Origin of the sequence: Salinibacillus xinjiangensis (assembly GCF_009649735.1) — a bacterium.
Taxonomy (GTDB): domain Bacteria; phylum Bacillota; class Bacilli; order Bacillales; family Alkalibacillaceae; genus Salinibacillus; species Salinibacillus xinjiangensis.
Genome location: NZ_WJNH01000002.1, coordinates 243,382 through 263,478, shown reverse-complemented (window position 1 = coordinate 263,478; position 20,097 = coordinate 243,382). Strand labels below are relative to the sequence as shown.

Genomic DNA, 20,097 nt, shown 5'->3' with positions numbered 1-20,097 from the left:
TTATCTTTGCTATAATAGTTACGAATGTTTTAACGAGGTAGGCGAAAAATGAATGAAACTAACACAATTACTTAAGACAATAAAATTTTATCATAGTGAAAAAAAGATTGATGACATCGATGTAACAGGGATTGAAATGGATTCCAGACAAGTTGATAATGGGAATGTGTTTGTATGTATAGATGGATTTACGGTTGACGGTCATCAGTTTGCAAAAATGGCAGAACAGAAGGGTGCTTGTGCAATTATTGCTGAGCGCCCTCTTTCCCTTGATATACCTGTCATAATTGTCAATGATACGGCCAAGGCATTGGCTCAGATTTCCAACACGTTTTATGAAAACCCTAGTGAAAAGTTTCAATTGATTGGGATAACTGGAACGAATGGAAAAACAACATTGACATATATGCTAGATGAAATCTTTCAGCTAGATGGGCAAAAAACCGGTTTAATTGGAACCATTCAGATGAAAATTATAAATGATACTTATTCTGTGAAAAATACAACCCCTGACTCCTTATTTTTACAAAAGTCCTTTCATAAGATGGTTAATAAGGACGTAGATACTGTTATGATGGAGGTCTCTTCCCACGCTCTTGATTTAGGAAGGGTATATGGTACGGATTATGATATTGCAGTCTTTACAAATCTTACCCAAGATCATTTAGATTATCATAAAAATATGGAAGATTACTTCCGGGCTAAAAGCCTGTTATTTGCTCAAATGGGTAACCGATATGATCAACCAAAGTTTGCCGTAATAAACATAGATGATCCGTATGGAAAAAGGCTAGTGAGAAGCACAGCCTATGAGGTGCTTACTTACGGCATAGAAAATCAAGCAAATGTAATGGCTAAAAACCTCTCCCTCAATCCCAATGGTACGGTGTTTGACCTTTCTACACCTGTTGGAGAGGTACATATAGAAAGCAGCTTAGTTGGTGAATTTAGTGTATATAATATGCTAGCAGCCAGCAGCGCAGCACTTTGTGCGAATGTGCCCTTGAAAACGATACAGTCAGCATTTTCTGAGACGAAAGGGGTTCCTGGAAGATTTGAGAACGTTAATTGTGGCCAGGAGTTTGGTGTCATCGTCGACTATGCACATACCCCGGATTCCTTGGAAAATGTTTTGAAAACTGTTCAGTCTCTTGCGAAAGGCAAAACGTATGTTGTTGTCGGATGTGGTGGAGACCGAGATAAAGGCAAAAGACCAAAAATGGCAAATGTAGCTATTACTCATAGTGATAAGGCTATTTTTACTTCTGATAACCCAAGAACAGAAGACCCTGATCAAATTTTACAAGATATGGTTGAAGGTTTAGAAGCAACAAACTTTAGTGTCGAAAGGGATCGTAAACAGGCCATTTCTCAGGCTATCCAGCAATGTCAACCAGGAGATGTTGTGGTCATTGCAGGAAAAGGACACGAAACCTATCAAGAAATCGGTAAGGAAAGATTTGACTTTGATGATTGTAAAGTAGCTTCTGAAATGATAGAGAAAAAATTAAAGGGGCGCTCATAATGTCAAAGTTTACAACAAACTGGCTCGCAACAATGTTTACACAGCATACTGGTGTTGTGAACGACCATATAGAAATCGATGAAGTGTTTACAGATAGTAGACAAAAGTCTCACTTTGGCTTGTTTATCCCGATTGAAGGGGACCGTTTTGATGGACATGAATTTCTAAAGGATGCCATTCAAAAAGGAGCAATCGCAGCCCTCTGGAATAAGGAAAAGGATATCCCTAGTTTCCTTCCCACCGATTTTCCACTCTTTTTTGTTGAGGATACGGTTAAAGCGATGCAACACCTTGCTTTAGCTTATCGAGAGAAGGTAAATCCTAAGGTAATAGGTATCACAGGTTCAAATGGCAAAACAACCACGAAGGATTTATTTGCCAATGTCTTAGGCTCAACCTTTAAGACTTGGAAAACAAATGGGAATTTTAATAACCATATAGGGTTACCGCTAACCATTTTACAAATGGAACAAGATACAGAAGTGCTCATATTGGAAATGGGCATGAACCATTTTGGGGAAATTGAAACGTTAACGAACATTGCCAAACCGGATATTGCAGTTATTACCAATATAGGTGAGTCTCATATTGAATATTTAGGCTCAAGAGAAGGAATTGCCAAAGCTAAAAGTGAAATTGTAGATGGATTAAAGCATAATGGAATTTTAATATTAGATGGCGATGAACCTTTATTACATGCATTAGCAGCTAAACAAAATAGCCGTCGTATCGGTTTTGACCCGGAAAATGACCAGGTTATAAAGAAGGTTCAACTATATAACGATCATACTAGCTTTCAATTAGGCTCCAATCACTACTCGATTCCACTTTTGGGGAAACACCAAGCAAAAAATGCCTCTTACGCCATTGTTGCTGCACAGTTTCTAGGAGTTAGCGATGATAAAATTACTTCAAGCCTTAACAATGTTGAATTAACCGGGATGAGATTTGAAAAAATAAACACAAATGAGGGTGCTATTCTCATCAATGACGCGTATAATGCGTCAGCGACCTCCATGAAAGCTTCCATTGAGGTTGTGAAGGACATGGAAGCAAATCGTAGAATTCTTGTTCTCGGCGACATATTAGAGTTGGGCGAGTTTTCTAAATCTATCCATCAATCGGTTGCAGATGTTATCACTCCTCCAATTGATGCGGTTTATACGTATGGTGAACAAAGTGAGGAAATTATTCAAGCCTTGAAGGAAAGAGATGAAAAGGTGGAAACCTATTCTTTTCATTCACAAGAAAGGCTTACAGATCAACTGCGGAATGAGCTATCACCTCAGAACATCATTCTTTTTAAAGCTTCGAGAGGGATGAAGCTTGAAAAGGTTATTGATGATCTACAGGACCGCAGTTAAAAAGGGAGGAACAATCCAATGTCACAAAATATTTTATTAATCACGATGGCAATTTCATTTTTAATCACAGTACTCATCTCACCAATTTTGATTCCTTTCCTACGTCGTCTTAAATTCGGGCAAAGCATACGGGAAGAAGGACCAAAGTCTCATCAGAAGAAGGCTGGCACTCCAACCATGGGTGGACTAATGATTATCATTTCAGTGGCTATTACTGCCTTTGTGATGTCCTTGAAGTTTAAGCCGGGACCGATTAATTTTGAAGTGTTTTTACTATTATTTGTCTTAGTTGGATATGGTTTAATTGGATTTTTAGATGATATTATCAAAATACTAAAGAAAAGAAACCTTGGTCTTACATCAAAGCAAAAAATGCTTGGACAAATTATTATTGCCATTATCGTATATCTTATTTTAAAACAACATGGTTTTCCAACTACTGTGGGTGTTCCGGGTACAGAGTGGAGCATTGACTTAGGTGTTGGATATGCTGTATTTATTTTATTTATGCTTGTTGGCTCATCTAATGCCGTCAATTTAACTGATGGACTTGACGGTCTTCTTGCAGGAACTGCTGCGGTTGCTTTTGGTGCCTTTGGAATTATGGCATGGCATGGTAACCCACAATTTGAGATTGCGATTTTTTCACTAGCAGTTGTGGGTGCCTTATTAGGTTTTCTTGTATTCAATGCACATCCAGCCAAGGTTTTTATGGGGGATACAGGTTCACTTGCCTTAGGCGGAGCTATTGCAATCATTGCTATTCTTACTAAGCTTGAATTATTACTCGTCATAGTAGGTGGGGTTTTTGTAATTGAAACTCTTTCCGTCATTATTCAAGTTATTTCATTTAAAACAACAGGAAAAAGGGTGTTTCGCATGAGCCCACTTCACCATCACTACGAACTAAAAGGATGGTCTGAATGGAGAGTTGTAGCTACCTTCTGGGTAGTTGGCATTCTTTTTGCTGCATTAGGGATATATATTGAGGTGTGGTTAGCTTGAATACGTTAAAACAATTTCCGTATCAAAACGTGCTTGTATTAGGATTAGCAAAAAGCGGTACAGCCGCAGCCCGTATTTTACTCGAAAATGGTAAAAATGTGCGGGTAAATGATATGAAAAGAGAAGAAGAAAACGAAGAAGCAAAAGAATTAAAGCAGCTTGGCGTTGAAGTCATAACGGGCCATCACCCTTTAACAGTTCTCGATGGAATTGAAATTGTGATAAAAAACCCTGGCATTCCCTATGAGAATCCAGTTGTTGCGGAAGCCATAAAACGCAATATACCCGTTATAACTGAAATTGAACTTGCTGGTCAGCTAGCAGAGGGACCAATTGTTGGAATTACAGGATCGAATGGCAAAACCACCACTACAACGCTAGTTTATGAAATGCTGAGAAGTAGCGGGGAAAAGGCCAACATTTCTGGTAATATTGGAACGGTTGCCTCTGAAGTGGCAAAGGACATCGAATCAGATGAAATACTAGTTGTTGAGTTATCTTCCTTTCAGTTATTAGGCATTCAAAGCTTCAAGCCAACCGTTTCGGTATTACTAAATATTTTTGAGGCGCATCTTGACTATCATAAAACGTTAGACCATTATGCAAATGCTAAAGCAAATATTTTTTCCAATCAAACTGAATCAGATTTTGTCGTATATAACTTAGATGATGATTTAGTGGTTGAATTAGTTGAAAATGCAAAGGCAAAAAAAGTACCGTTTTCGACTAAACAGCATTGTCAAAATGGCGCATGGTTTGATGGCCAAACGGTTTATTTTCAAGATCAGCCGATTATGGATAAAAGAGAAATTGTCTTAGTAGGTGAGCATAATTTTGAAAATATTCTAGCCGCTATTGCTGCTGCAAGCTTAATGGGTGCCAAGCCTGAAGCCATTCGAAACGTATTAACAACCTTTCAAGGCGTTAGACATCGTACGCAATTTGTACGAAAGTTAAATAATCGCTCCTTTTATAATGACTCAAAAGCAACAAATTTATTAGCAACATCACGAGCGTTAGAATCATTTGAACAACCAGTAATATTACTTGCTGGGGGGCTTGATCGTGGCAATGACTTTGATGGCTTAATTCCGTATCTTGATAACGTAAAAGAGCTGGTAGTGTTCGGACAAACAGCCGATAAATTAATAAAAGTTGCAAAACAAGCAGGAATAGAACATGTTAAAATCGTCGATAATGTAGAACATGCTGTTCATGAGGCTTATGCAAGTTCTGAAGAGGGAGACGTAATTTTATTATCCCCTGCATGTGCAAGCTGGGATCAATATCGTTCATTCGAAGAACGAGGTGACATGTTTGTACGAGCCGTGCATAAGCTATAATAGGGGCTTGTTTTACTTATAGCCCCAAATTCCATTCGTTTGGAAATTGGGGGTGTTTTTTTGTTTAGACAAGGACAACGAAGAAAGAAGGCACCAGATTACACATTATTGATCGTCATTTTTATGCTGCTTTTAGTAGGAGTGGTTATGGTTTATAGCTCTTCAGCTATTTGGTCCTCGTATAAATTTGACGATGCATTTTATTATGCGAAACGACAATTGTTGTTTGCATTTTGTGGTTTGATGGCGATGTATTTTATCATGAATGTGCCGTATCAAAAGTGGAGAGAGTATTCCAATATTATTCTCATCGTTTGCTTCCTGTTATTAATTGCAGTACTAATCCCTGGTATTGGGATGGTTCGAGGTGGGGCAAGAAGCTGGATTGGTGTGGGAGCATTCAGTGTTCAGCCATCTGAATTCATGAAGATTGGACTCATCATCTTTTTAGCCAAGCTATTGTCGGACAAACAGAAATACATTACATCTTTTAAAAAAGGGTTTGTTCCTTCCTTACTTCTCGTGTTTGTGCCGTTTGGATTAATTATGCTACAGCCAGACTTAGGTACGGGTATGGTTTTGGTTGTAACATGTTTTATCATGATTTACATAGCAGGAGGCAGAATCTCTCACTTTATGGGGTTAGGTTTACTTGGGCTCGTTGGATTCGCTGGACTTATTATTTCGGCACCTTATCGAATAAGCCGAATTAAGGCCTTTTTAAATCCATGGGAAGACCCATTAGGTGATGGATTTCAAATTATCCAATCCTTATATGCGATTGGACCAGGTGGTTTAATGGGGATGGGTTTAGGTCAAAGCCTTCAAAAATTCTTCTATTTACCTGAACCACAAACAGACTTTATTTTTGCAATTTTAGCAGAGGAACTTGGGTTTATAGGTGGAACTTTTGTGATTTTGCTATTCTTCTTGTTAATGTGGCGAGGGATTCGTGTAGCCTTGGCCGCACCTGATTTGTTTGGCAGCTTACTTGCCCTTGGAATTATTGGCATGGTGGTCATTCAGGTCTTTATCAATATTAGCGTTGTTATTGGATTAATTCCTGTTACGGGTATTACCCTTCCATTTATTAGTTATGGTGGCTCCTCATTGACCTTGACGCTATTATCTATGGGAATACTACTCAATATTAGTCGGTACGCTAAAATCTAATAGTTGGAAATTTAACCTGTCCAATATTGTTGGCAGGTATTTTTTTGGGTATTGATATGGAGGTTTATGTCACAAAAAATCAAAAAGCATGATAAAATATAGCATAGGATAAATGTTTAGTTTTGATGAACAGCGAAGAAGGAGGATCTACCTTGGAAGAAATTAAAAAACAATTAGAAGAGTTGAACATAGGGAAAATCACTTTAAATGAACCGTTATCCAAACATACAACCATAAAAATCGGCGGACCTGCTGATTTATTCATAGAACCCGATAGCATAGAAGGCTTAGAGCAAGCACTTACAATATTGAAGGAGAATGATATTCCAATCCGAGTGATTGGTCGAGGATCTAACCTATTAATTGCGGATGAAGGTATTCGTGGTGCCGTTATCAAAATGGGTCGAGGTCTTGACCATATAGAGGAATCAGATCATCAAATTAAGGTTGGTGCGGGCTATCCATTAGTCAAGCTTGCAACTGTGATGAGCAGGAAGGGTAAAGGAGGGCTTGCCTTTGCTGGTGGGATTCCTGGCAGTGTAGGTGGTGCTGTGTATATGAATGCAGGTGCCCATGGCTCAGATGTTTCCAAAATTTTAGTTAAGGCCCGCATTCTTTTTCCGGATGGGACTTTAGAGTGGCTATCTAATGAAGAAATGAAATTTTCCTATCGTACATCTGTACTTCAAAATGAACGAAAAGGATTCTGTGTGGAGGCCGTTTTCCAGTTAACTGAAGGTGACAAAGCTGAAATCGTACAAGAAATGAAAAAATATAAAGATTATCGCAGGGAAACTCAGCCTTGGAGTAACCCTTGCTGTGGAAGTGTTTTCCGTAACCCTTTACCAAAGCACGCTGGAAAATTGGTTGAGGACTTAGGATTAAAAGGCTATCAAATTAATGGTGCCAAAATTTCAGAGCTGCACGGTAATTTTATTGTGAATGATGATGAGGCAACCTTTCAAGATGTAATGGCCTTAATTACACATATTAAGGAAGCCGTTTTAGAAAATTATGGCGTACAAATGCATACAGAGGTAGAAATTGTAAGGTCATAACATGTTATAATGTGTAGAAATAGACAATGTGTAAGAACATCATTACTCTTTAAGGGGAAACAGGTTTAAAATGACGGAAAAAAAAGTAGTGTCAATCGAAAATAGAATACCCAAACTAAAAGAACAACGGAAAAAAAAGGCAAATAAAAGATTAATCTTTTATTTGGTCCTTTTTTTCATTCTGATTATGATTGTTTTGTATCTACAGTCACCACTTAGTCATGTGAAAAAGATTTCTGTAGTAGGAAACCAGTTTGTGGAACATGATAAAATTGTAGAACTTAGTAACATAACAACAAACGATAATATATGGAATCTTGAATTTGAAAAAATAAAAAGTCAGATAGTATCACATGAAGAAATTAAAGATGCAGAGATTGAAAGACAATTGCCAAGTACCGTGGTGATTTCTCTTGAAGAGTATGTCAGAGTAGGATATGTAAAGGAAAATGGACGTTTTTCACCAATTCTTGAGAATGGAGAGACATTAGATAAACCTGTAGATGTACCAAAAGGTGATGCCCCTATTCTCATTGGCTGGGAAAATAGTACCTACCTATCCGAAATGACCAGTGAGATTCGTAAATTGTCACCATCTTTATCACAGCAAATTTCGGAAATTCATTGGATTCCTGAAGAAACTAATCCTTATAAAATTCGTCTATTTATGAGTAGTGGACAAGAAGTGATTGGATCGATCCGGAATTTTTCTGAGAAGATGAGTGCCTATCCATCCATTGTTTCTCAATTGGAACCGGATCAACAAGGGGTGATCCATATTGACGTCGGAACCTTCTTTGTGCCATATGAGCAAGAGGAAAAAGATGAAATTGATGATCAAGAAGATGAGACAAGTCAAGAAGGAGAGGGAATGAATGAAACTGAAGGGTAAGCATGTAATTTTCTCCTTCATCCTATTTATTACCGGGTTTTTAGTTGCTTTTAGCTATCAGCTTACGAGTGAGGAATCGAAAATTGTACGTATGAACGAAGAACAATTGCAAGAGGATATTAAGTATCGTGAAAGTCTAAATCAGGTGGAACAAAAAAATAAAGAGCTAAGAGCAGAATTACTTGAATTAAAGGATGGAATACGATCTTTTGAAGAAAAGTTGGGAAATCAAGAGGATTTAGTTTCTACCTATTTAGATGAGAAGAAAGAGTTAGAAATGGTTACCGGCGAGGTACCTATTCAAGGGCCTGGTGTAACTATTACCCTAAATGATGCAAATTACATACCCTCAGAGGATAATGTTAATGACTACATTGTTCATGACCTTCATGTTCATTTGGTAGTTAACGAACTTCTATCATCAGGGGCAAATGCTATTTCTATTAATGGCCAAAGATTGTTAAAGAATAGTCATATTGCTTGTATCGGACCGGTTATTTCTGTTGATGGTGAACAGCATCCAGCGCCATTTGTTATTAGTGCAATAGGAGACCCAGAAGTTCTAAATGCTAGTTTTGAACTCCAAAACGGTGTATTAGATGTTTTGGTTAGTGATAATGTGGAAGTAACGGTTGAGAAGAAGGATCAAATCAAAATGGATGCAAGGGTTTCAGGAGAATGAAAGGTGGTAGTGGATAGTTAGATGAGAAAAGTAATAATCGCCTTTGTTTCCTTATTAATTGGACTTATGGTTGCAATTTTGTTCCAGTCCAATCAGCAGCCAGAAGACCGAGATACAAGAGATTTATGGGAAATTAGAACAGAATTGCGAGATAAACAAATGGATCAACAAAATTTATATGATCAAATTAGGGAAGCCGAGCAAACCCTTGAACAATACCAAAGACAAAGTAATGAAGAACAAATCGAGACGTTAAAAAAGTCTGTAGAGCAATTAAAGGTGAAAGCCGGTTTAACCGAAATTGATGGGCGAGGTATAGAAATTGCTGTAGAGCCCATCTTTAAAGAATCACTTGATGGACAAGCCTATCCCACAATCCCACCTGAATTGCTATATCGATTAATGAACGAATTGTATACATATGGAGCAACAGATATCGCAATTGAGCAGGAAAGGATTATAGATGTTTCACCAATTCGGGTTGTCAATGGTACCACTTATGTGAACAATCGGCCTCTTCCTCCTGTTCCTATTAAAATATACGTATTGTCTCGGGATTCTCAAAAATTATTAGACTATATGCAGGTAAGTAAGGTTAATGATTACTTTGCTGTTGAAAACCTAGAGATTAGCTATCGGGTAGATTACCATCTTACGCTTCCTGCTTATAACCATCCTACTGATTTAGAATGGATTGAGCCCGTAGATTCAGAAGAAGCAGGTGACAGTTAATTATGTGGCTAACGATTATATTTCTTATTATCGGGATAACTCTTGGGTTATTAACGGATATCCGAATTCCAGAGGTGTATGAGGATTATTTATCAATTGCTGTATTAGCAGCATTTGATACGCTAATTGGTGGAATTCGCTCCCATTTAGAGCATAAATTTGATGATAAAGTGTTTATATCAGGTTTTTTAACAAATGTCTCATTAGCCGCCATTTTGGCATTTGTTGGTGTACAATTAGGTATAGATTTATATTTAGCCGCTGTATTCGCCTTTGGTGTCCGTCTCTTTCAAAATATCGCCATTATACGGCGGATTTTGTTGGAAAACATTAGAAATGCTCGTTTGGAAAAAAACTCAAAAAATTAAAAGGGAAAAATTATGTGGATGTTGAATAAATAAATAATGAAGAAAAACTCCCTATTTCTCTTGTCTGTAGGGCGATTGACAATAGGGAAGTTACGTATATACTATCCTCCGATGTCGTTTAAATTTGCTAGAGAGTATCGGTGGTGGAAAATACTTTTTATTTTCTACGAATAATATAGTAGAATGGAGTATATCAGTATTTAAATCATTCACACACATAATATCAATCATGGAGGCCCTTTTCAGGAGGTGCGAATGTTGAACAACAATGAAATACTTGTAAGTTTAGATATTGGAACATCTAGAGTTAAAGTAATTATTGGTGAAGTAACAAAGGATTCTTTAAACATCATCGGAGTAGGGACAGCAAAGTCAAATGGCATGAAAAAGGGAGCCATTGTTGATATAGATCAAACTGTTCATGCTATTCGAAATGCGGTGGAACAAGCAGAAAGAATGGTCGATATGCAAATTGAACGAGTGGTTGTGAATATTAATGGAAACCATGTTCAATTAATTCCTTGCCATGGGGTAGTAGCTGTATCTAGTGACAATCGAGAAATTGGTCAAGAGGATATTGCTAGAGTCATAGATGCTGCACAGGTATTGTCTATACCACCAGAGCGAGAGATTATTGATGTATTCCCTAAACAATTTATCGTTGATGGTCAAGATGAAATCTCTGATCCAAGAGGAATGATTGGTGTACGTTTAGAAATGGAAGGTACTTTAATCACTTGCTCAAAGACTGTACTACATAACACCTTGAAATGCATTGAAGGTGCAGGACTTGACGTCCAGGACATCTGCCTGCATTCCCTTGCTTCAGGCTCTGTAGCTTTATCTGAAGACGAAAAGGCTTTAGGTGTTGCCCTAATTGACATCGGTGGTGGAAGTACAACGGTTTCTGTTTATGAATCTGGTTACTTACATGATACTACTGTCTTCCAATTAGGTGGAGACAATATTACTAAGGATTTATCCATTGGTATGAAGACATCAACAGAGGAAGCTGAAGAGGTCAAACAAAGTCATGGACATGCATTCTATGATACAGCTGTAGAGGAAGAAGTATTTGATGTAACCATTATTGGAAGTAATCAAAAGCAATCTTTCAATCAGTTACAAATTTCTGATATGATAGAAGCGAGATTAGAAGAAATTTATATGTTTGCAAGTCAAGAAATACGAAAAATGGGTTACCATGAGTTACCAGGTGGGTTTGTTTTAACCGGAGGCGTTATGAATATGCCAGGTGCACTTGAGCTCGCCCAAGATGTATTAAAGTCAAATGTTCGTATTGCAACCCCTGACTACATAGGAGTTCGAGATCCTCAATATACAGCAGGGGTAGGTACATTACAATTTGCCTATCGAAATGCACAGGTACAAGGTAAAGAAATTTATCCTGCCGTTCAAATGAAGCATGTTGAACAAAAACCTGTAAAGGCTCGAACCAAGCCGAAAACGAGTAACGCTGCTAATCAAAATTCGGAAACGAAAAAGGAAAAAGAATCTGGTTTCGCGAAATTGTTCAGCTACTTTTTTGATTGATTTGGCGTTTCCTTCAACAGATAACAAAACAAAAATGGTAAACTTGCAAATTGGGAGGAACGAAGTATGTTAGATTTTGATATAAGTAATGACCAACTGGCCAAAATAAAAGTTATCGGTGTCGGTGGTGGCGGTAGTAATGCTGTTAACCGAATGATTGAACATGGTGTTCAAGGCGTGGAATTTATCGCTGTGAATACAGATGCACAAGCGTTAAATCTATCAAAAGCAGAAGTGAAGTTGCAAATTGGTGAAAAATTGACAAGAGGACTTGGAGCAGGTGCTAATCCTGAGGTGGGACGAAAGGCAGCTGAAGAGAGCCGTGAGCAAATTGAAGAGGCTCTTCAAGGTGCTGATATGGTGTTCGTAACTGCAGGAATGGGCGGAGGAACCGGTACCGGAGCAGCTCCAGTAATTGCCCAAATTTCAAAGGAGCTGGATGCTCTGACAGTAGGAGTAGTAACCAGGCCATTCTTATTTGAAGGACGTAAAAGATCTACTCACGCCATTAGTGGAATTGACGCATTAAAGTCAAGTGTAGACACATTAATCGTCATACCAAACGACCGTTTATTAGAAATGGTAGATAAGAATACTCCAATGCTTGAAGCATTCCGTGAGGCTGATAATGTATTAAGGCAAGGTGTCCAAGGTATCTCTGATCTGATTGCGGTACCTGGACTCATTAACGTTGACTTTGCCGACGTGAAAACTATTATGTCTGACAAAGGTTCTGCCTTAATGGGTATAGGTGTAGCTACTGGTGAGAGCAGAGCTGTAGAAGCGGCTAAAAAGGCTATTTCTTCACCTTTATTAGAGACTTCTATCGACGGAGCTCGTGGAGTTTTAATGAATATTTCAGGTGGTACGAATTTAAGCCTTTATGAAGTACAGGAAGCAGCTGATATTGTCACATCTGCTGCCGACCAAGAAGTGAATGTCATTTTTGGTTCTGTAATTAATGAAGACTTAAAAGACGAAATTGTCGTGACGGTTATTGCTACTGGATTTGACGAAACAAAAGCAGCTCAACCGAAGGAACGTCCTACTGTTGGTGCTGAAAAAGTCAGTCGTCCACAAGAGGAACGTAGAATCAATCGTGGAGGAAACAATACGGTTGAAGAGGATACACTCGATATTCCAACGTTCCTACGAAATCGTAACCGTAGACCATAATACAGAATTAAGTAGAAAGAGGTTGTTCCTTAAAATGGGAACAACCTCTTTTTTTGCTTGCCTGTTTTCGTATACGTTGTTGAATTTTATACTTTGCAGTAGATGTAAAATGCAATATAGAAAAACTTTTAAGAGTCGCTTAAATCGTTCTGAAGAATATGGAGTGCTCGCAAAGCGTTCCGGCAGAATACTTCTCTTTCCATGGGCACGGCCTCAGCCTCCTCGGAAGCAAAGAGACAGGTGAGACCCCGTAGCGTTAGCGAGGAGGCTCACCGCTCGCCCGCGGAAAGCGAAGTGTATTTCCGGAGCGATGGTTTTGCACTCATCATATTGGAAACGAATCACGCTAAAGTTATGTCGCAGTTCATATCATTTTAGTCAAAACAACATTCTCTTATGCTTATAAGTTTTATATGTCAAATTTTATATTTCGATATTAATAGAATTTAGAAATACCATGAGGTAGGTGGTTAAGTGAGATTTGACAAAATGTGAAAAAATAAGTTTATTTTTGCAAACAGGATATGACAGACTTTTTGAGAGATGTTTTTTATACTAACTGATAAGAGTAAAGTTGTCCAAAGGGAAGGCGGAAGTAAGGTGACCATCTATCTCGATGCTGTTTGGCTGTTAAATTTTTTAATGGATTGGATGATTTTACAGCTCGTTCACTGGATAGCAAAGGCAGAAACCAACCGTAAGTGGCTCATTTTAGGTGGACTTGTTGCATCATTATTAGTCCCGATCAACGTGTTTTATCCAGAAAATATTTTGGCAACTTTACCAGGTAAAATTGTATATTCCATCTTGATTTTAGTTGCCTCATTTGGATTTCGTAATGTAAAACAGTTTGCAAAGCAATTTTTCACCTTTTATTTTGTTTCTTTTGCAATTGGTGGTGGTCTATTCGGATTATATTTTTTAATTGGACAGCAATTTCAGGTCCAAAACGGTGGCCTTATTACCTACAATAGTGGGTTTGGAGACATGGTTAGCTGGTTATTTGTCGTCATCGGGTTTCCAATTGTTTGGTGGTTTACTAGAAGAAGAGTTGATCAGCTATCCTTTGATAAGGTTCGTTATGACCAAATGTGTCCAGTCAAAATTGAAATAAATGGACAATTTCACAAAACAACTGGATTTTTCGATAGTGGAAACAGTTTAGTTGATCCATTTACGAAAAAGCCAGTTATTATATGTGATGAAGTAATTTTAAGAAATTGTTTTTCTGAAGATGAATGGCAGGAATTAAAGAATTGCCAAAATAACTGGACATTTGAGCAATTACCGGAAAAATGGATATCTAGAATACGAATGATCCCGTTTCAAGGGGTAGGAGGAAAACGCGCCTTTATACTTATATTCAAACCTGATTCCATTTATGTCGAGGTAAACGAATGCGAATACACATTTGAAAGCGTCTATATTGGAATACAATTCGGTGAACTCTCGTCTGATGGGAGCTATCACTGCTTGTTACACCCAAAAATCATGCAGTTACCTAATTTAAAAGTTAGTTCATAAAGATATGTAATTATATAGAAAAAAGGGAGAGATAGGGCATATGAAAAAACTGAAAATAAAACTCCAATTATTTTGGTATAAATTATTATCTAAACTACGAATAAAGTCAGATGAAATATACTATATTGGAGGAAATGAAGCCCTTCCTCCGCCATTATCAAAGGAAGAGGAGCAGGAATTATTAAAAAAGCTACCTGATGGTGATATGGCAGCAAGGTCGATACTCATTGAACGAAATTTGCGCTTAGTTGTGTATATTGCCAGAAAGTTTGAAAATACAGGCATTAATATTGAAGATCTTATTAGTATCGGTACTATTGGCTTAATTAAGGCTGTAAATACGTTTAATCCGGAGAAAAAAATTAAACTAGCTACCTATGCATCCCGCTGTATAGAAAACGAAATTTTAATGTACTTAAGAAGAAATAACAAAATTCGCTCAGAGGTTTCATTTGATGAGCCATTGAATGTAGATTGGGATGGGAATGAGCTATTATTATCTGATGTTTTAGGAACAGACGAAGATATTATTACGAGGGGCCTGGAATCAACTGTTGATAAGAAATTATTAAGAAAGGCTCTTTCGACACTGAATGACCGTGAAAAACAAATCATGGAATTACGTTTCGGTCTTATTGGAAAGGAGGAAAAAACTCAGAAAGACGTTGCTGATATGTTGGGTATTTCTCAATCATATATATCACGTTTAGAGAAAAAGATTATAAAGCGCCTACGTAAGGAATTCAATAAAATGGTGTAATTATTTGTAATATTTGAATATCAATCCAAGCGTGACATTCTGCATAAAAATCCCTCCAATGGAGAAACTGTTTGTTGACACTATCTCCACTTAGGAGGGGTTTTAGATTGACACGACATAAAGTAGAAATTTGCGGTGTCGACACATCAAAGTTACCAGTACTTAAGAATGAAGAGATGCGGAAATTATTTAAACGAATGCAAGCAGGTGATCAATCTGCCCGGGAAGAACTTGTGAATGGAAATTTGAGGCTCGTTTTAAGTGTGATCCAAAGATTTCATCATCGCGGAGAATATGTTGATGACTTATTTCAAGTAGGATGTATCGGCCTAATGAAATCCATTGATAATTTTGATTTAAGTCAGAATGTGAAATTTTCGACATATGCAGTACCGATGATAATCGGTGAAATTCGTAGATACTTACGTGACAATAATCCAATTCGTGTTTCCCGTTCACTTCGAGACATTGCTTACAAGGCTCTTCAAGTTAGAGAAAGGTTAATGAGTAAAACATCGAAGGATCCTACTCCAATGGAAATTGCTGAAGAGATGGGGATTCCTCATTCAGATGTAGTATTTGCATTGGATGCTATTCAGGATCCAGTTTCATTATTTGAACCTATTTATAATGATGGTGGAGATCCTATCTTTGTTATGGATCAGCTGAAGGATGATAAAAATAAGGATTCACTATGGATTGATGAAATTGCCTTAAAGGAAGGCATGAGACGACTAAACGAGCGAGAAAAAATGATTCTAAACAAGCGTTTTTTTCAAGGAAAAACACAAATGGAAGTAGCAGAGGAGATTGGAATATCTCAGGCTCAAGTGTCAAGGTTAGAAAAAGCAGCAATTGAACAAATGAATAAAAATATAAACCAATAAAATATCAAACCCTTGGTTGTCAGCGGACAATCAAGGGTTTTTTTAATCCACCATCCTGCATATATATTTTACAGAGGTGGTGTTCGTTATGAAAATTTCTGAGCTTCAAGTAAAAGATATTGTGGCAATTGAAGATGGCAGAAAATTGGGCTATATAACCGATTTAGAAATTGATGTTGATAAGGGCTATGTGGTGGCGCTTGTGATATCATTAAAAGGGAAAATGCTTGGGCTGTTCGGTAAAGAGGAAGAAATGGTCATCCCTTGGAATCATATTGTTACAATTGGTGCCGATGTTATTTTAGTAAGAACAGAGCGGCCGAAAACGTTGCCTGATGGATATAATTATCCGAGCCAATGAAAAAATATTTTTTCTACCTAATGAACATGTTAATATAAATAGTATAACGAGACGAGAATTGTAAAAAGACTCATGATGAAAAGACTATGTCGTTATATATCCTAATGAATGTAGGAATTGACTAAATGGAAAAGGTGAATTCTGTGGAATCTATCAATTTTAGCTATGTTACGAATCAGGGTGATGGGGCGGTTAATGAAGATATTGGACACGTATTGTATAACTACGCCTGGGTCATAGATGGAGCTACGCCATTGCATCATAAGCAAGTGTTTTCTAAGGATTCTGATGCAAAATGGCTGTCTGAGGCTTTACATGATGCCCTCATTATGACGATACTCTCTTTGAAGCCTAATGATAGTACTTATTCACTAAAGGAAATTTTACATAGAGCCATAAAGGTTGTACAACAAAAAGAAGAGGTCCATCCTTCAAATCGCTCTTTACCTGCTTACCAACAGCCGAGCTGTGTTATTGCAATGGTGAGAAAACAGGATGACAAAATGGATTATCTGATGTTAGGGGACTGCTCGCTTGTTTATACTGATGAGGAAGAGGTTCACGTGAAAACAGATGATCGAATTGAACCACTTGCAAGGAAAACAATAAAAGTTTTCCGTCAAACACAGTCGATGAATGCACCTGATGAAGAGAAGCAAGCTCGATTAAAAAAGCAGCTAGTAGCTAATAAAAGCTATATGAACCAACCTAATGGCTATTGGGTGGTGACCATTGACGGCAAAGGAATTGATGCGAGTATTACAGGTCAAATTCAATCTCACTCGATGAAAAGTGTGCTACTTTGCAGTGATGGCTTTTCTAGAATCGTGGATTTATTTAATCACTTAAGCTGGAGTTCCATTTTGAATGGTCATGTAACCATCCAACAAGCCGTCAACGATATTAGAGCTTTAGAATTACAGGATAAACATAAAACTCAATATCCACGCATTAAACAATCTGATGATGCGACTGCAGTTTATATCAACTTTAGGTAGGGGATAAGGATGGGATTTAATACATTTTTTCGCGTAAGTTCTCATGCAGTAATCTTTAACCCAGATTTAACGAAGGTTTTACTATTAAAACAGGTTTATGGAGATAAACGCTGGGGACTACCAGGTGGTGCTGTCGAAAAAGGTGAGACAGTTTTGGACACAGTGAAAAGAGAGTGTCAGGAAGAGCTTGGGGTTAAGATAGATGTAAAGTATTTGAGTGGGATGTACTATCATTCCGATTTTCATGCCCAAGTATGTCTGTTTCGTTGTACAATACCTAATGACGAGTCTATTACATTAAGCTCTGAGCATTCTGAGTATCGTTGGTTTCCTTTTGAGGAGCTTGGAACAATCCAAAAGGAAAGAATTGATCATGCCCTCAACTTCACTGGAGACGTACATTTCGCCGTTTATGAAGGTTCTCCAATGAAAAAAGAAAAGGAGGAATCATAGTTTTGGTTGTGCAAAAAAATCTTGAAACCATCAAACAAGACATTAAAGAGGCCTGTCAGAACTCGAATCGTAACCCAGACGATGTTGAAATCATTGCTGTGACCAAATATGTTTCGTTGGAGAGGGCTATTGAAGCATTGGATGTAGGTATCAACCATTTGGGTGAAAATCGCCTTGAAGGATTTTTACATAAGTATGAGGAAATAGGGCCAAGGGCAACATGGCATTTTATAGGCACCTTACAATCTCGAAAGGTTAAAGATATAATTGATCATATAGACTATGTTCATTCATTGGACAGATCATCTTTAGCAAAAGAAATTAACAAACGGGCTAACAAACAAGTTCCATGCTTTGTCCAAGTAAATGTAAGTGGAGAGGAATCCAAGCATGGTATACAGCCTGAAGATGTACAAGCATTTGTTGAAAAGATGAAAAACTATGAAAATATACAAATAGTCGGCTTAATGACTATGGCTCTACATGTTGATGACGAAGAAGTACTAAGAGGGTGCTTTCAAATGCTAAGAGAATTAAAAGAAACAATCCAAAATCAAGGCTATAGTCATGCACCATGTCAATATTTATCAATGGGAATGAGTAATGATTATCGAATTGCTGTTGAGGAGGGTGCAACTCATATTCGAGTTGGTTCCAAGCTAGTGGGGAGAGAAATCGAGGAATGAGGTGTCGAAAGTGAGCTTGAAAAATAAAATTAAATCGCTTTTTACATTTGAAGAGGAAGAATATGAATATTATGAGGAGGAATCGGTGGAGCCAGAGCCTTCACCGGAGGAACTACAAAGAAATACAGATCCTCAAAATGTAGTTCGTTTGGAGAGCGTTAAGTCAACGTCGAAGGTTGTATTGTGTGAACCGAAAGATTATGAATCGGCACAGGAGATTGCTGATAACTTGAAAAATAGACGAGCAGTTGTCATTAACTTACAACGAACTGATCACCATCAAGCAAAGCGAATAGTGGATTTTTTAAGTGGAACCGTTTATGCTATTGGTGGGAATATACAAAAATTAGGGCAACATACGTTTTTATGTGCTCCTGATAACGTAGATGTTTCAGGAAGCATTTCGGAATTAGTGGATGAAGATTTAAAGTAAAGGTGGTAAAAAATTCATGATTGAACTGCATAATATTTTGCAATATGCTCTTACTTTTTATATGTATGCCATCATCGGATATATTTTAATGTCTTGGTTTCCGGGTGCCCGTGAATCCTCATTTGGACAAATATTAGGTAAAATAGTGGAACCTTATTTAGAGCCTTTCCGGAAGTTTATTCCACCTCTAGGTATGATTGACTTTTCACCAATCGTTGCCATTTTTGCACTGCAATTTGCTAAAGTGGGTTTAAGTCAATTGTTCCAGATGCTGTTATTCTAAATAGGCATTAGGGAGATTTATCGTACATGGACATTTATCAACATTTTCGTAAAGAAGAACAAGCATTTATTGACATGGCATTATCCTGGAGAGATGAGGTGGAAAGGTCATTTCAACGGAAGCTAACAGACTTTTTAGATCCACGTGAACAATATATTCTTTCCTCTATTATTGGGAACCACTCTGATATACGACTTCATTTTTTTGGTGGAAAGCATGATAGGGAACGGAAAAGAGCCATAATAGCCCCCTTTTATGAGGAAATTGGCAACGATGATTTTTCCATCGTTTTGTTAGAAAGTAGATTCCCAAAAAAGTTTGTTCAGATTACCCATCGTGACGTATTAGGTTCCCTCATGTCTTTAGGTATAAAGCGAAATAAACTAGGAGATATTGTCATTGTTGATGACACCATTCAAATTTTAGTTGATGCAGATATTGAAACCTTCCTTGAATTACATTTAACTGGTGTAAAGAAGGCTAGTTTACGTTTTGCAGCTGTACCTTTAGAACAATTGCAAGAGTCTACAGAGCGTTGGGTGGAACAGGAGGGCACTGTATCGTCCCTGAGGTTGGATGCTCTCTTAAAGGAAATCTATCACCTTTCTCGAAATAAAGCAGGTGAGTGGATCCAAAAGGGCTATGTAAAAGTAAACTATCGCACAGTAGAAAACCCGGCTTTCCAAATGGAGGAAGGGGATATCATCTCCCTTAAGAAAAAAGGGAGGAGTAAATTAATAAAAATATTAGGGGAAACCAAAAAAGAAAAATGGCGAATCCTCACAGGTGTGCTAAAATAATTGTAGAATCAGCAGGAAATAAAGAAGAAACGTCGAAATA

22 protein-coding genes are annotated in these 20,097 nt (G+C 37.6%); all 22 read left to right on the top strand.

Annotation, left to right across the window (positions count from 1 at the left end):
* Positions 1-52 precede the first annotated feature (52 nt).
* Complete coding sequence (locus GH754_RS03985) at positions 53-1,525, top strand: UDP-N-acetylmuramoyl-L-alanyl-D-glutamate--2,6-diaminopimelate ligase (RefSeq protein ID WP_153727438.1); 1,473 nt, start codon at positions 53-55, stop codon at positions 1,523-1,525.
* Positions 1,525-2,889, top strand: coding sequence for a UDP-N-acetylmuramoyl-tripeptide--D-alanyl-D-alanine ligase (locus GH754_RS03980; protein ID WP_153727437.1), 1,365 nt, complete (start codon positions 1,525-1,527; stop codon positions 2,887-2,889). Before GH754_RS03985 ends, GH754_RS03980 begins: the two co-directional genes overlap by 1 nt.
* Positions 2,890-2,907: 18 nt before the next feature.
* Positions 2,908-3,894: a phospho-N-acetylmuramoyl-pentapeptide-transferase gene (mraY, locus tag GH754_RS03975; RefSeq protein ID WP_153727436.1), complete on the top strand. Its 987-nt coding sequence runs from the start codon at positions 2,908-2,910 to the stop codon at positions 3,892-3,894.
* On the top strand, positions 3,891-5,237 hold the full coding sequence (murD, locus tag GH754_RS03970; RefSeq protein WP_153727435.1) for a UDP-N-acetylmuramoyl-L-alanine--D-glutamate ligase: 1,347 nt from the start codon (positions 3,891-3,893) through the stop codon (positions 5,235-5,237). The genes mraY and murD overlap by 4 nt, the downstream gene beginning before the upstream one ends.
* A 60-nt stretch (positions 5,238-5,297) precedes the next feature.
* Positions 5,298-6,410, top strand: coding sequence for a stage V sporulation protein E (spoVE, locus tag GH754_RS03965; RefSeq protein WP_153727434.1), 1,113 nt, complete (start codon positions 5,298-5,300; stop codon positions 6,408-6,410).
* Positions 6,411-6,562: 152 nt separating this feature from the next.
* The gene (gene murB, locus GH754_RS03960; protein WP_153727433.1) at positions 6,563-7,468 is read left to right on the top strand and encodes a UDP-N-acetylmuramate dehydrogenase; all 906 of its coding nucleotides are present in this window, start codon (positions 6,563-6,565) and stop codon (positions 7,466-7,468) included.
* 70 nt (positions 7,469-7,538) lie between these two features.
* Complete coding sequence (locus tag GH754_RS03955) at positions 7,539-8,360, top strand: cell division protein FtsQ/DivIB (protein ID WP_153727432.1); 822 nt, start codon at positions 7,539-7,541, stop codon at positions 8,358-8,360.
* Positions 8,344-9,042, top strand: a complete 699-nt coding sequence (locus tag GH754_RS03950; RefSeq protein ID WP_153727431.1) for a DUF881 domain-containing protein — start codon at positions 8,344-8,346, stop codon at positions 9,040-9,042. Before GH754_RS03955 ends, GH754_RS03950 begins: the two co-directional genes overlap by 17 nt.
* 21 nt (positions 9,043-9,063) lie before the next feature.
* Positions 9,064-9,774 carry a DUF881 domain-containing protein gene (locus GH754_RS03945; RefSeq protein WP_153727430.1) on the top strand — a complete coding sequence of 237 codons (711 nt, stop codon included), beginning with the start codon at positions 9,064-9,066 and terminating at the stop codon, positions 9,772-9,774.
* Between the two features lie 2 nt (positions 9,775-9,776).
* On the top strand, positions 9,777-10,142 hold the full coding sequence (locus GH754_RS03940) for a small basic family protein (RefSeq protein WP_153727429.1): 366 nt from the start codon (positions 9,777-9,779) through the stop codon (positions 10,140-10,142).
* A gap of 258 nt (positions 10,143-10,400) precedes the next feature.
* Entirely contained in the window at positions 10,401-11,696 is a 1,296-nt protein-coding gene (ftsA, locus tag GH754_RS03935; protein ID WP_153727428.1) for a cell division protein FtsA, read from the top strand.
* Between the two features lie 66 nt (positions 11,697-11,762).
* Complete coding sequence (ftsZ, locus tag GH754_RS03930) at positions 11,763-12,872, top strand: cell division protein FtsZ (RefSeq protein ID WP_153727427.1); 1,110 nt, start codon at positions 11,763-11,765, stop codon at positions 12,870-12,872.
* A 600-nt stretch (positions 12,873-13,472) separates the two neighbouring features.
* Positions 13,473-14,396 (top strand): sigma-E processing peptidase SpoIIGA, encoded by a 924-nt coding sequence (gene spoIIGA, locus GH754_RS03925; RefSeq protein ID WP_194841274.1) that lies wholly within the window; start codon positions 13,473-13,475, stop codon positions 14,394-14,396.
* A 40-nt stretch (positions 14,397-14,436) separates the two neighbouring features.
* Positions 14,437-15,156: an RNA polymerase sporulation sigma factor SigE gene (gene sigE / locus GH754_RS03920; RefSeq protein WP_153727425.1), complete on the top strand. Its 720-nt coding sequence runs from the start codon at positions 14,437-14,439 to the stop codon at positions 15,154-15,156.
* A 107-nt stretch (positions 15,157-15,263) separates the two neighbouring features.
* Entirely contained in the window at positions 15,264-16,043 is a 780-nt protein-coding gene (sigG, locus tag GH754_RS03915; protein ID WP_153727424.1) for an RNA polymerase sporulation sigma factor SigG, read from the top strand.
* Positions 16,044-16,131: 88 nt separating this feature from the next.
* On the top strand, positions 16,132-16,404 hold the full coding sequence (locus tag GH754_RS03910; RefSeq protein WP_153727423.1) for a YlmC/YmxH family sporulation protein: 273 nt from the start codon (positions 16,132-16,134) through the stop codon (positions 16,402-16,404).
* Between the two features lie 125 nt (positions 16,405-16,529).
* Positions 16,530-17,402 carry a protein phosphatase 2C domain-containing protein gene (locus tag GH754_RS03905; RefSeq protein WP_153727422.1) on the top strand — a complete coding sequence of 291 codons (873 nt, stop codon included), beginning with the start codon at positions 16,530-16,532 and terminating at the stop codon, positions 17,400-17,402.
* 9 nt (positions 17,403-17,411) lie between these two features.
* Positions 17,412-17,855: an NUDIX hydrolase gene (locus tag GH754_RS03900; protein WP_153727421.1), complete on the top strand. Its 444-nt coding sequence runs from the start codon at positions 17,412-17,414 to the stop codon at positions 17,853-17,855.
* A gap of 2 nt (positions 17,856-17,857) precedes the next feature.
* Positions 17,858-18,541 carry a YggS family pyridoxal phosphate-dependent enzyme gene (locus GH754_RS03895; RefSeq protein WP_153727420.1) on the top strand — a complete coding sequence of 228 codons (684 nt, stop codon included), beginning with the start codon at positions 17,858-17,860 and terminating at the stop codon, positions 18,539-18,541.
* 10 nt (positions 18,542-18,551) lie between these two features.
* Positions 18,552-18,974 carry a cell division protein SepF gene (locus GH754_RS03890; protein WP_323741843.1) on the top strand — a complete coding sequence of 141 codons (423 nt, stop codon included), beginning with the start codon at positions 18,552-18,554 and terminating at the stop codon, positions 18,972-18,974.
* 16 nt (positions 18,975-18,990) lie between these two features.
* Entirely contained in the window at positions 18,991-19,257 is a 267-nt protein-coding gene (locus tag GH754_RS03885) for a YggT family protein (protein ID WP_153727419.1), read from the top strand.
* Between the two features lie 26 nt (positions 19,258-19,283).
* Positions 19,284-20,057, top strand: a complete 774-nt coding sequence (locus GH754_RS03880; RefSeq protein WP_153727418.1) for a YlmH family RNA-binding protein — start codon at positions 19,284-19,286, stop codon at positions 20,055-20,057.
* The last annotated feature ends 40 nt before the right edge of the window (positions 20,058-20,097 follow it).